General features: G+C 65.2%; 10 protein-coding genes. 3 read left to right on the plus strand and 7 right to left on the minus strand.

Annotated features, from left to right (window positions below; translation table 11 throughout):
* Positions 1-202: 202 nt before the first annotated feature.
* From AC1DN9_RS22935 to AC1DN9_RS22945, 3 genes are read left to right on the plus strand one after another with little or no spacing between them, the layout of a single operon-like run.
* Complete coding sequence (locus AC1DN9_RS22935; protein ID WP_478103935.1) at positions 203-2,986, plus strand: decarboxylase; 2,784 nt, start codon at positions 203-205, stop codon at positions 2,984-2,986.
* A 54-nt stretch (positions 2,987-3,040) separates the two neighbouring features.
* Entirely contained in the window at positions 3,041-4,141 is a 1,101-nt protein-coding gene (locus AC1DN9_RS22940) for a porin (RefSeq protein WP_478103936.1), read from the plus strand.
* 16 nt (positions 4,142-4,157) lie between these two features.
* Positions 4,158-4,565 carry a hypothetical protein gene (locus AC1DN9_RS22945; protein WP_478103938.1) on the plus strand — a complete coding sequence of 136 codons (408 nt, stop codon included), beginning with the start codon at positions 4,158-4,160 and terminating at the stop codon, positions 4,563-4,565.
* A gap of 5 nt (positions 4,566-4,570) precedes the next feature.
* Here AC1DN9_RS22945 and AC1DN9_RS22950 read toward each other — a convergent pair whose 3' ends face one another.
* The 7 genes from AC1DN9_RS22950 to AC1DN9_RS22980 all read right to left on the minus strand — a co-directional run bounded on the left by AC1DN9_RS22950 (position 4,571) and on the right by AC1DN9_RS22980 (position 12,676).
* Positions 4,571-5,974: an MATE family efflux transporter gene (locus AC1DN9_RS22950; RefSeq protein ID WP_478103939.1), complete on the minus strand. Its 1,404-nt coding sequence runs from the start codon at positions 5,972-5,974 to the stop codon at positions 4,571-4,573.
* The gene (locus AC1DN9_RS22955) at positions 5,971-6,552 is read right to left on the minus strand and encodes an NAD(P)H-dependent oxidoreductase (protein ID WP_478103940.1); all 582 of its coding nucleotides are present in this window, start codon (positions 6,550-6,552) and stop codon (positions 5,971-5,973) included. Before AC1DN9_RS22955 ends, AC1DN9_RS22950 begins: the two co-directional genes overlap by 4 nt.
* Complete coding sequence (locus AC1DN9_RS22960) at positions 6,549-8,021, minus strand: coniferyl aldehyde dehydrogenase (protein ID WP_478103942.1); 1,473 nt, start codon at positions 8,019-8,021, stop codon at positions 6,549-6,551. The genes AC1DN9_RS22955 and AC1DN9_RS22960 overlap by 4 nt, the downstream gene beginning before the upstream one ends.
* Entirely contained in the window at positions 8,018-8,479 is a 462-nt protein-coding gene (locus AC1DN9_RS22965; RefSeq protein ID WP_478103943.1) for a GFA family protein, read from the minus strand. The genes AC1DN9_RS22960 and AC1DN9_RS22965 overlap by 4 nt, the downstream gene beginning before the upstream one ends.
* Positions 8,476-10,119 carry a 3-(methylthio)propionyl-CoA ligase gene (locus AC1DN9_RS22970; protein ID WP_478103944.1) on the minus strand — a complete coding sequence of 548 codons (1,644 nt, stop codon included), beginning with the start codon at positions 10,117-10,119 and terminating at the stop codon, positions 8,476-8,478. The genes AC1DN9_RS22965 and AC1DN9_RS22970 overlap by 4 nt, the downstream gene beginning before the upstream one ends.
* Before the next feature lie 99 nt (positions 10,120-10,218).
* The gene (locus AC1DN9_RS22975) at positions 10,219-11,634 is read right to left on the minus strand and encodes a spinster family MFS transporter (RefSeq protein ID WP_478103946.1); all 1,416 of its coding nucleotides are present in this window, start codon (positions 11,632-11,634) and stop codon (positions 10,219-10,221) included.
* 34 nt (positions 11,635-11,668) lie between these two features.
* Positions 11,669-12,676, minus strand: a complete 1,008-nt coding sequence (locus AC1DN9_RS22980) for a flavin reductase (RefSeq protein ID WP_478103947.1) — start codon at positions 12,674-12,676, stop codon at positions 11,669-11,671.
* Positions 12,677-12,691: the final 15 nt, after the last annotated feature.

Raw genomic sequence — 12,691 nt, forward strand, 5'->3', positions numbered from 1 at the left:
TCGATTTTTGCCGCGGCGTCCGCCGTGACGATTGACATCCATCAAGTCACGCCTGCCGCGCATCAGCACAATTAAGCATCGCGCGCAGCCGGGATGGCAAGCTGCACCAAAGTGCAACCACTGTTGCCCAAAGGTACGAGCACGCAAGCGCGCATGAATGGAATATCTTCCACCGATTCTCAAGCGCGCCTGGAGGCACAGCATGTCCCAAGACAAGGCCGATAGTCATACAGATGACATGTCGATGGCGGACTTCTTTTCCGCTGCCGAGGCAAGACGCGAGCGCTGGAGCCGCCTCCAGGTCTGCACCGAAGCCTACGCAGGCGGCGGCGTGCACAAGGACGAGTTCGCGGCGGAAATCAGGACGCTGCTCGATCAGATCGAACCGCTGGAAGGCTATTGGGCCTACCCGGGCGCAACTCTCATGTGTGCCCTGCGCGATCTCCTCGCCGACGGCGATGCCGCTGGTCTCGCGAACGCCGCGCATCGCATCAAGGCTTCGATCTTCTCGGGCTCCTACCGTCACGACGCGACGGCCTGGAACATCGACGAGGACACGGAAGTCGACCTGGGCGATCGCATTCCACCGGGCCTGGTGGCCGACTCGGTCCATCGGCCGTACTTCGAGATACTTACCGTCGCGCCCGAGATCGCCAAGTCCGCCAATCCGCAGCGCGAGCTGCGCAAGCTGAGGCGGACCGAGGACCCGTTCACCTACGAGGCCGTCCAGACCTTCAGCCTCGAAGACGCCATCGTCGCGACGATCGTCAACTTCAATCTGCAGGCCGTCGTCATCTATGACGGATTCCGCTACAAGTCCAGGCACGCATTGCCGGCGCTCCACGAACTGATCAAGCGCTTCGGCCATCTGGAGGAAGACGGCATGCCGCGGGACTACGGCCTCACGCTGGCCAACTTCCTCAAGAAGATCAGGCCGGAGATCGACATCTACCTGGTGACCGAACGCGGCGTCGATGCCGCTGCCATGAGCATGGACGCCAAGGCGGTCCGGCGTGTGTTCTACGAGATCGAGGAGCTGATGGAGATCCATCTGAGCATCCTCGCGGGCGTCAGCGACCGTTACGAAACCCCCTTTTTCGACAACCTCAAGAAATACGCGGCGCGACCGATAGGAACCTTCCACGCGCTGCCCATCGCGCGCGGCAAGTCGATCTTCAAGTCGCACTGGATCAAGGACATGGGCCAGTTCTACGGCGCCAACCTTTTTCTGGCGGAATCGTCGGCAACGACCGGTGGGCTCGACAGTCTTCTCGACCCGACGGGCAACATCAAGGAAGCGCAGGACATGACCGCGCGCGCCTTCGGCGCGGATCACGTCTACTTCGCCACCAACGGCACATCGACCTCCAACAAGATCGTCGTGCAGGCGCTGTGCCGGCCCGGCGACATCGTGCTCATCGATCGCAACTGCCACAAGTCGCACCACTACGGACTGGTGCTGGCGGGCGCACAGCCCTTCTATCTCGAGGCCTATCCGATGGTGGCCTATTCGATGTATGGCGCCGTGCCGCTGCGCACCATCAAGCAGGCGCTGCTGACGCTCAAGGCGGAGGGCAAGCTCGACAAGGCCCGGGTCGTCGACCTCACCAACTGCACCTTCGACGGCCACATGTACAACTGCCGCCGCGTGATGGAGGAATGCCTGGCCATCAAGCCCGACCTGATCTTCCTGTGGGACGAGGCGTGGTTCGCCTTCGCGCGCTTCTCGCCGTTCCACAGGCGGCGCACGGGCATGGGCGCAGCGCAGGATCTGGAAGATCGGCTTCTGACGCCCGAGTACCGCGTCGAATACGAAAGCTGGAAAGCGAAGCTCAAGGGCAAGGTGGGCGACGACCTCGACCCGAAGGATCCGTCATTGCTCGACATGCGCCTGATGCCGGACCCCGATCGTGCGCGGGTGCGCGTCTACCAGACCAACTCGACCCACAAGTCGATGTCCGCGCTGCGGCAGGGTTCGATGATCCTCGTGCGGGACCAGGACTTCCATCAGGTCGAGGAGCAGTTCCACGAGGCGTTCTACACGCATACCTCCACTTCGCCGAACCAGCAGATCATCGCGTCGCTCGATGTCGCGCGCAGGCAGATGGAGCTCGAGGGCTACGAACTCGTCATGCAAGCGGTGGCGCTCTCCATTGACCTGCGGCGGCAGGTCAACACGCACCCGCTCATCTCGAAGTACTTCCACATCCTCACGCCGGGCGAGATGGTGCCGAAGGAGTTCCGCGCCTCGGGCGTCGAGGACTACGCCAAGCCGCACGCGACCTGGATCGAAATCCTCGCGGCCTGGGAGACCGACGAGTTCGCGCTCGATCCGACGCGCATCACGCTGGTCACCGGCCGGGCCGGCTATGACGGAACCGAGTTCAAGGGCCTGCTGGCTTCGAAGTACGACGTGCAGATCAACAAGACGTCGCGCAACTCGATCCTCGTCCAGATCAACATCAACAACACGCGCAGCGACGTCGCCCACCTGCTGAAGGTGCTGGCGGACATCTCGCGCGACAAGGAGCGCAGCCTGCTGGAAGGCGGCAAGGCCGCGCGTGCCGCCTTCGAGGCGCGCGTCAAGGCGCTGATGGACGACGTTCCGGACCTGCCCAACTTCAGCCACTTCCACGACGTGTTCCGCGACGACTCGAAAAGCGCCACCACCGAAGGCCACATGCGCGCGGCCTTCTACATGGCCTATCGGGAAGAAGACTGCGAGCACATCAAGCTGGCGGACAAGGCGATCGACGATCGCCTGAAGAAAGGCCCGGACCTGGTTGCGGCGAACTTCGTCATCCCCTACCCTCCGGGCTTTCCGATCATGGTGCCGGGCCAGGTCATCGCAGCCGACACGATTCAGTTCATGCGAAAGCTCGACGTGAAGGAAATCCACGGCTACAACGCGAGCCTCGGGTTGAAGCTGTTGAAGCCGGAGGTGCTCGGAAAGCGCAAGAAGAAGAACGGTTCCACGGATCTCTGAACGATGACCCTCCTGAAACGGGGGCACGCGGCAAAAACGATGAGGAGAAACGACATGGGAAAACTGGGCGGGGCCGTGCTGACCGGTCTATTCTTCGCGACCGGTGCCGTCGCACAGACGAGCCAGGTGCAGGGGCCGGTGACAGGCAACAGCGTCACGCTGTTCGGCGTCGCCGATGCAACCATCGCCTACGGCACCGGCAGCATCGGGACGCTGACCCAATTGACGAGCGGCGGCAACACGACTTCACGCCTGGGCTTCCGCGGCCTCGAGGATCTGGGCGGCGGTCTGGCCGCTGGCTTCTGGCTCGAGTTCGGCTACAACGTCGACAACGGCACGGGTGTCAATACCAACATCAACAACCAGCCGGACGGCAATGTCTCCGGCTTCAACATGAACCGTCGCGCCACGGTCAGCCTGATCGACCTCTGGGGCGAATTGCGGCTCGGAAGAGATTTCACGGCGACCTATCGCAATCGCGACCAGACCGATCCGTTCGCGACCAATGGTGTCGGTGCATCGCAACCCTATGTGGGCTCGATCGCGGGAGTGACGGCCACGCGCGCATCGAACATGGTCGGCTATTTCCTGCCGGGCAGCCTGGGCGGCTTCTTCGGCGAAGTGCAGTACTTCATGGGCGAGAACGACAACACGACCGGATTGCCGCACGTGAGCGATGGCAACGGCTACGCAGCGCGCGTCGGCTATGCCACGGGTCCGTTCGCCGCGGCCGTGTCGACCGGCAAGACGCTGTATGCCCGCAGCCTGACCACGGGCGACATTCCGGTGGTCAACGTCGGGGCCTCCTGGGATTTCGATGTCGTGAAGGTCACCGGGGGCTACTTCCACGACAAGGTCGACCAGTTCCTCCCGGTGACGGGCACGGGCTACATCGCGGGCGCCATCATCCCGGTGCTCAAGGTGGACCAGTTGAAGCTCAGCTACTCGGTCTATGGAACCAACGCGATCGGCGACCCGCGTGCGTACAAGTACGCCATCGGCTACGTCTACAACTTCTCGAAGCGCACGGCCGTCTACACCACCTTCGCGTACGTCAACAACAAGGGCGGATCGACGGTCGCAGTGAACGGCGCGATCACGGCGCCCAACCAGAGTTCTCACGGTTACGACTTCGGCCTGAAGCACAGCTTCTAGCCCACGGAGATCGATGATGAAAATGCTTCCGGCAGTGTCGACGGCGCTCGCGGCATCCGTGCTGCTGGCCGTGGCGTCTCACGCCCAGACGACGGACCAGACCACCCAGGATGCCGCGCGGGCGGCGCGGATGAAGGCAGGCGAGGAGGCCGCGCGAGGCCCGCAACTGGGCGAGGGCAACCCCATCCCCGAAGCCGCCCGCAAGTACACCCCCGAGGAACGCGCCGCCGCCCACGCGGCCCGGCGCGGCGGAGGCGCCACCGCAGCCAAGAAGACCGCGCCCGCGGAGGGCAAGCCGAAGCCCGATCCCCGCCCGACCCTCGGAAGCCCGGAACGCGCCGCCGCCCGTGCCAAATACCGGGAGGAGGCCGCGAGGGCCAACAAGGCCGGCGAGATCAAGTCCAAGGGAGAGATGACCAACTGAGCCGTTCAGGTGAGCTGGATGCGCCGCATCAAGGCGGCTGGCGTGCGCGGCCAGCCCACGCGGCCAAACCACGCGCCTCCTGCAATCACGGCAGCGATGACGAAGGCATACACCACGAGTGCCAGGCCCTGCGCAACGAATACGTGTATCAAATCACCTCCGCAGCGCAGCGCAAGCCATCCTCCGATCCCCGCCACGGCCAAGCGTGCGAGGTTGCCAACCACAGGCCACGCCAAGCGCCCCGACCCTTGCGACGCGAAATGCAGCACCTGTGCGACGCCGAAGAAGCCGTACAGCGGGCCAACCGCCCGCAGGTACTGGGCGCCGGAATCCAGCATGGCAGGATCATTGCCGAACAGCATCAGCCAGGGGCGAGGGAAGCTCGCCGCCGCCAGGCCGATCGCCTCGGTGATGGCAAAGCACATCGCGGCCCCGATCCACGCGGCCTTGAGGGCGCGCTCTCCGCGGCCGGCGCCTATGCAGGTGCCGACGATGGCCACCAGCGGTGCGCCAAAGCCGAACACCAGCGGCACCATCAGGTACTCGAGGCGCGCGGCAGTGCCGTAGCCGGCGATCGCGCCGGGCCCGAAATGCCCCGACAGTGCCGTCGCGATGCCGATCGACAGGTTGGTGGCCACCGTCGCTATCGCGCCGACAAGGCCAACACGCAATATGTCGCGAAACAGCGGCCAGCGAAGCCGCACACCCGCGAGCCTTGGCTTGAGCAGGCTGCGCGGCGAACGCAGGTACATCCAGAGCGCGAGCGTTCCCGCGAGGTAGTAGAGCAGCAGCGCCGCCGCGCCGCCGGCAATGCCCATGCCAGGAATCGGACCCCAGCCGAAGATGAGCAAGGGCGACAGCGGAACAAGCACCACCACGCCCGCAACGGTCACGTTGGCTGGCACGGCCATGTTGCCGGTGCCGCGAATCACCGCCGCCAGCGAGTTGAAAAGCCACACAAGCACCGCGCCGGCAAACACCCAGTTCGAGTAGACCAGCGCAGCATCGAGCGACGCGCCGGTGCCACCCATCAGCGCATACAACCAGCGCCCACCCAGCAGCAGTGCCAACGTGAAAGCAAGCCCGAAGCCGAGCGCGATCACCAGCGCGTGGAGCACCAGCGCATCGGCATCGTCCCGGCGTCGCGCGCCGAGCGCTCGCGCAATCGACGACGCGATAGCGCCGCCGATCGCGCCTGCGGAAGTCATCTGCATCAGCATGACAATCGGAAACACGAGCGCCATCGCAGCCAGCGCGTCGGTGCCGAGCTTGCCGACGAAATAGGTTTCGATGAGCCCGGCGGAGGCCTGCGCGACCATCACCAGGACGTTGGGTGCCGCCAGTCGCAGCAGGGTCGGAGCAATGGGCGCTTCCAGAAGGAGGCGCGTGCGTGGATCGATGGCGGTCATGGTGTGACCTCAGGGCAAGACGACCGCACGGACCGGCTGGCCTCATGGGTCGGGAGGTCTACCATGGCCGGCACGGCACTGGTGTGGACGCTGCAGCAGGCACGCACCACAGGGCCCCAGCGCTTGGCATAGGACTCGATGGCGAGCCCGTCTTCGAAGGCTTTGTCCATCAGGAAGAGGCCTGGCGCCGGACAGGTCGCACCGAGTTCCGTCAATAAAGGTTTGAGCAGGTACTCCGCAGCCAGGCCGTGTTCGGCCGTGGCGCCGAGCATGAGTGGGATGGCGACGACTCCTTGCAGGCCGGTCCCGCCTGCGAACTGTTCGAGAAAGAGTTTCAGCAAGCCGGTGAACGTGGCCTTGTAGGTCGGGCTCGCCACGATCACGAGGCGCGCTTCGGCGACTGCGCTCACTGCCGCTTCGATGGCCGAGGTCTTGTCGCCGAGAAGCGCGGGGCCGAATTCGGAAACCTCAATCACGTTCTCGGGTGCGCTATACGTAAGCGCCTCGGCAAGCATGGAAGCAGCGCGCGCAGTGCGCGAGCCCGGCTTTGGATTGCCGATGATGATCGACGTTGTCATGGCGTTTCCCCTGCGAGGCCGGGGTCCGGATTGCCGAGGAAGAACTTCAACGCCATGCGCTGGATGAAGGTGCCGTAGGGCGGATAGAAGAGATCGATAGGAAAGAAGCGGTGCCGCTTGAACACCGTCCTCGCGTGCGACAGCTCCCGGAAGCCTTCCGCGCCGTGGTAGTTGCCCATGCCCGAGTTGCCGATGCCACCGAACGGTGCATCGTGGTTGACCACGTGCCAGCCCCAGTCGTTGACCGACACGCCGCCCGAGTGCGTACGGCGCAGCAGTTCGTCGCGCTCGGCGCTGTCGTGGCTGAAGCAGTAGAGGGCCAGCGGCCGTTCGCGTTCGTTGATGAAGGCAATGGCTTCGTCCATCGTGTCGTAAGGCACGATCGGCAGGATGGGGCCGAACAGTTCCTCGGACATGATCCGCATGTCGAGCGTGAGCTTCGTGACGATCTGCAGCGGCAACGTGCGCGCATTGCCCACAGGCGCCGGTCCGCAGGATTCGATGTGGGCGCCCTTGGCGCGCGCGTCGTCCAGAAGCGCGGTAATGCGGCTGTACTGGCGCTCGTCCACCACCGAAGTGAAATCCGGGTTGCCCGTCGTCTTGTTGCCGTAGAAGCCCTGGAAGGTGCGACGCACACCGGCGATGAAATCGGTCACACGTTCATGCGGCACCAGCGCGTAGTCGGGTGACACGCAGATCTGCCCGGCATTCGTCGTCTTGCCGTGGGTGATGCGCTTGGCCGCGTCGGCGACCGGGTAGTTGCGCGTGACCAATGCCGGCGACTTGCCGCCGAGTTCGAGCGTGACCGGCGTCAGATTCGCAGCCGCGGTGCGCATCACGAGGCGGCCCACGCCCGGCGATCCGGTGAAGACGATGTGGTTGAAGGGTTGCGAGGTGAAGACGTTCGGGTCGACCAACTCCTCGCCGACGACGGCCACCAGGTCTTCCGGGAAGACCTCCGAGAGCATGGCCTTGCACACCGCGTTGGTGTTCGGCGTCGCTTCCGGCATCTTGATCATCACGCGATTGCCTGCGGCGAGCGCCGCGATGGCCGGCCCCAGCGCCAGGTAGACCGGGAAGTTCCAGGGCGTGATCACGCCGACGACACCCTTCGGCTGGTAGACCACCTTGATGCTGTTGCTGAGGAACAGAAGCTCGGTCGAGCGGCGACTCGGCTTCATCCAGCGCCTGACATGCCGGATGGCGTGGTTGAGTTCCAGCATGGGGCCCAGCACATCGAGCATCTTGGATTCGGCATGCGCGCGCTGCCCGAAGTCCTTGCTCGCGGCGTCGGCCAGCATGTCCTGATAGCGAGAGAGTTGCCGCTTGAGCGCCTTGAGTCGATCCAGCCGCTCGCTCGCGGTGGGCGATGGTGCCGCCCGAAATGCGGCTTGCTGCGAGACGAAGATGTGCGCGACACGTTCGTTCGCCGCGACCGCCGAAGGCGATTGGAATGGTGTGTTGTTCAAAGCAAACCCCGGAACAGAAGGCCCATCACGGCCAGTTGACTTGGGAAATAGCCCTTGTGCTTGGGCAAGTCGTCGTGTACGTCGGTCACGCGGCGGTGATAGAAGATGTGCATGGAAGCGGGCGGCAGCGTCGAAGGGTCGGCGTAGTTGCCTGTTGGCACGAACGCCAGCCTGGCGGGCCCCGCAAGGCCGAATTCGACGACCGGCTTGCCGCACGAAGGGCAACTGCCGCGGACGATGTTGGGAGGCAGGCGGTACTTCTTGAAGACGACCTGTGTCTCGTCCGCCAAGGCAACGTCGCGGGCCCGGAGCACCGTCACGTCCGAGCAAGGCTTGCCTGTGTAGGCCTGGCAGATTGCGCAATGGCAGATGAAGCGCGCGAACGGACGGGTGTTCAACCGAAACCGGCTGGCGCCACAAGCGCAAGAGGCGGCGGCTCCGCCCTGGATGTCATTCATGCGTTGCTCCCGACTGAAGAGGCCGGCATCAGCACATCGGCGTACTTCTGCCGCAGGTCCATCTTCTGGACCTTGCCGGTCGCACCGAGCGGCAGGCTGTCGACGAAGATCACCTCGTCGGGCAACCACCACTTGGCGACCTTGTCGCCGAGGAAGGCGAGGATGTCTTCCTTCTCCACGGCCTGGCCGGCCTTCTTCACCGCGCACAGCACCGGGCGCTCGTCCCACTTCGGATGCCGCACGCCGATGACCGCCGCCATGGCGAGCGCGGGGTGACCGACCGCCGCGTTCTCCAGATCGATCGAGCTGATCCACTCGCCGCCGGACTTGATCACGTCCTTCACGCGGTCGGTGATCTGCATGTAGCCGTCGGCGTCGATGGTGGCGATGTCGCCGGTCGGGAACCAACCATCGCGCAACGCCGGCTTCTCGCCCTTGAAGTATTCGGAAACGATCCACTGACCGCGCACCATCAGTTCTCCGGCGGACTTGCCGTCGCGCGGCAGTTCGTTGCCGTCCGCATCGACCACCTTGAGCTCCACGCCGAACACCGCGCGGCCTTGCTTGCTTCGCAAGGTGTATTGCTGCTCGGCATCCAACCCCGCATGCTTGGCCAGCGGCACGCCCTGCGTGCCGAGCGGACTGGTTTCGGTCATGCCCCAGCAGTGGCGCACTTCGACGCCAAAGTTCTCCTCGAAGTCCCTGATCAGCGACTGCGGCATGGCCGAGCCGCCCACCACGGAACGACGCATCGTGGAGGGCCGGAGGCCGTGCTGTGCCATGTGCTGCGCGAGCCCCAGCCAGATCGTGGGAACGCCGGCACTGCATGTCACGCCTTCGGACTCCATGAGTTCGTACAAGCTGGCGCCGTCGAGCTTCGGACCGGGAAGCACGAGCTTGCAGCCGGTCATGGGTGCCGCATACGGAATGCCCCAGGCGTTCACGTGGAACATGGGCACGACCGGCAGGACGCAATCCCGAACCGACAGCGAGAGCGTGTCGGGCATGCCCAGCGCGAAGCTGTGGAGCATCGTCGAGCGATGCGAATACAAGACCCCCTTGGGGTTGCCGGTGGTACCCGAGGTGAAGCACAGCGCGCTCGCGGTGCGCTCGTCGAACTCGGGCCATGCGTACGCATCGTCTTGCGCATCCATCAGCGTCTCGTAGCACTGCAGATCAGGCAGGCTCGACCGTGCCGGCATGTGCGCGGCGTCGGTCATCAGCACGTAGGCGCGAACACCCGGGCACATCGGCGCCACCGCCTCCACCAGCGGCAGGAAGGTGCTGTCGAACAGCACCACCTTGTCTTCGGCGTGATTGAGGATGTACGCAAGCTGCTCCGCATGCAGGCGCGGATTGCAGGTATGCAGGACGGCCCCGCTGCCGGACACCGCGAAGTAGGCCTCCAGGTGACGGTGGTTGTTCCACGCCAGCGTCGCGATGCGCGAGCCGCGGCTCATGCCGAGCGTGGTCAACGCCTTGGCGAGACGGCGCGCGCGCCGACCGAGATCGCGATAGGTATATCGAAGCAGCGCGCCGTGGGTTTCGCGCGAAACCACCTCGACGTCGCCGAACTGCCGCTCCGCGTGTTCGAGCAAGCCCGAAAGCAGCAGCGGGCGGTCCATCATCAAACCGAACATCATCCGTTCCTTGTGTCGTGAGTTGTCCCTGCGGGCACCTCGCCCGCCTGGGAAATTCAGTGAATCCCGGTGACGAAGAACCGCCCCGGGTCGTGTGCTTCAGCCGAGTGCCGCCCTGGCACTCGTGGGCTGCGGGCCCTGCGTCTTCGGTGCGGGGTGCCAATCGGCCGCCCGTTTCAGCGTGGCCGCATAGGACCGAAGACCGCTGCGGAAGAGCGCCAGCGCCACACCGCCGGCCACCAGGAACACGATGAGCATCGACATGCCGATCGCCTTCGAATCGCGCAGGACGTAGTCGGTGATGATGCCGATTGCGACCGGGCCGAGGCCCGCGCCGAGGAGGTTCACGGCGCCGCTGAACAGGGCCGCCACCTGGCCGCGCATCGGCGCCGGGGTGATTTGCGCGACGATGGCCGGGCCGATGCCGAACAGGAACATCGCGAAGAAAGCGGCGAAGCCCAGGAAGATGGCGGCCGGCGTCGCCGTGGCCGCCAGCACCATGGCGCAGCCCGATGCCGTGATGCCAGCGGCGCCCAGCATCGCGGCGCGCAGGTAGCCGTGAACGACCCCGCGCCGGATCCAGCGCTCGCCCAGCCAGGAGCCGAAGAGCGTGCCCGCGGGGCCGGCGACCAACATCAGCAACCCGAACAGCTTGCCGATCTCCTGGTAGCTCCAGCCGAAGTGGCGCACGAAGTAGGTCGGTGCCCAGCCGGCGAAGCCGTAGACCGACATGTAGAAGATGCCGGCGCCCGCGATGAAGGCATTGAAGGTGCGGCCGTTCTGGACGATGTAGTCCTTGACCTGCGCCACAGGCGCGTTGACGATCTTCGGCCCAGCGCCTTTGCTGCCCCTGGCCCCCTTCTTCGCGACACGAGGCTCGGGCACCGCCAGCATGAAGATCGCCACGACCACACCCGGCAAGCCCACGGCAATGAAGGTGGCCTGCCACGGCTCAATGACGCCCAGCAAGGGCAGTACAGGCCGCGACACCGTGTAGGCGCCCAGGATCAGGCTGCCCGCGAACAGGCCCACGCCGGAGCCCACCGGGCCGGCGGCGCCGAAGACACCCATCGCACGGCCGCGCTTTTCCGGCGCGAACAGATCCGCCACCAGCGAGACGGTGCCCGGAATCAGCACCGCTTCCCCCACCGCCACCACGATGCGCGCGGCCAGCAGGTGCCAGTAGTCGTTGGCGAGGCCGCTGGCGGCAGTCGCCAAGCTCCAGACGGCAATGCCGATGGCGATGATCACGCGTCGGTTGCCACGGTCGACAAGCCGCGCGATCGGAAGGCCCATCACGCCATAGAAGGCCGCGAAGGTGAAGCCGTGGAGCAGCCCTATCAGCGTGTCGTTGACGCCGAGCGACTTCTGGATCGGCCCGACCAGCAGGGTCAGGATCTGGCGATCCATGATCGAGAAGATATAGGCGACCAGGAGCACGGCGACGGCGTACCACGCGCGCCCCGTACTGACCGTGGGGAGGTCTTCGCCGCCCCGGATGATTGATGCATGCATGTTTGTCTCCGCTATCGTTGTTCTTGCTTGCCGCTCAGGCCTGGGCGGCCTGGGCTTCCTCGCGCCAGATGTTGTTCTCGCGCCAGAAGTTCTCCTTGCGCCAGTGCTCGGGCAGGCCGTTCGCGGTGGAACGGATGACGCGCTTGAGCAGCAGCTTCAGCACCTGCGCCTCGCGGTAGTCGAGTTCGCGCTCGGCGTCGCCTTCGGCCGCCTTGCAGCAGGCCAGCAGCTCCATCGCGTAGGCACGGCCTTCGGGGGTGAAGTGCACGAGTTGCGCACCGCCGTCGCCCTGCTCGAGACGCACCAGGCCGCGCTCGGCCAGCGCCAGCACGTGGGCCGTGTCGACGTGGTCGCCGGAGATCGCCACCAGGCGCGCGATCTCCTCGCAGCTGCGGCCATCGCCCATGCTCAGCACGCTCAGGATGTTGTAGTGGATGTCGCGAAGTTCCTTGTCCTTCAGGTTGGCCTTGATAGGCATAAGCAGCTGGTAGTAGGCACGCCCCAGCAGGTTGCCAAGCCAGTCGCCGCCGAAGGTGGCGCTGATGTCCGTTTCGTCGGCTTTCTTGAGTAGCAAACCGTAGTTCCCTCCGTGGAAGATCAAGGGTGGTTGAGCGAAGGTGTCGAAGTTGAGCACCTCGCCCACGAAGATCACGTGGTCACCGCCGTCGTACTGGTAGGCGACGCGACACTCGAAGCGGGCCGAGCAGCCGTCCAGCAGCGGCACCTCCCCGTGCCCCCGCGCCGCCTTGATGCCGGCGAACTTGTCCGCGCCGCTCTTGGCGAAGCGGTTGGACACCGCCTCCTGGTCGGCCGACAGGATGTGCACCGCAAAGTGCTCCGAGCCGGTGAAGGCCTGGATGCTCGAGGATGTCTTGCCCAGACTCCACAGCACCATCGGCGGGTCCATCGACACCGAGTTGAAGCTGTTGGCCGTCAGGCCATAGTCCTTGCCGTCGGCGCCGCGCGTGGTCACGACGGTGACGCCGGTGGTGAATGCGCCGAGTGCCTTGCGGAACTGGGCCTTGTCGATCGTTGCAGTCATGTCTTGTCTCCTGTT

This window comes from Variovorax sp. 05L425 (assembly GCF_056397705.1).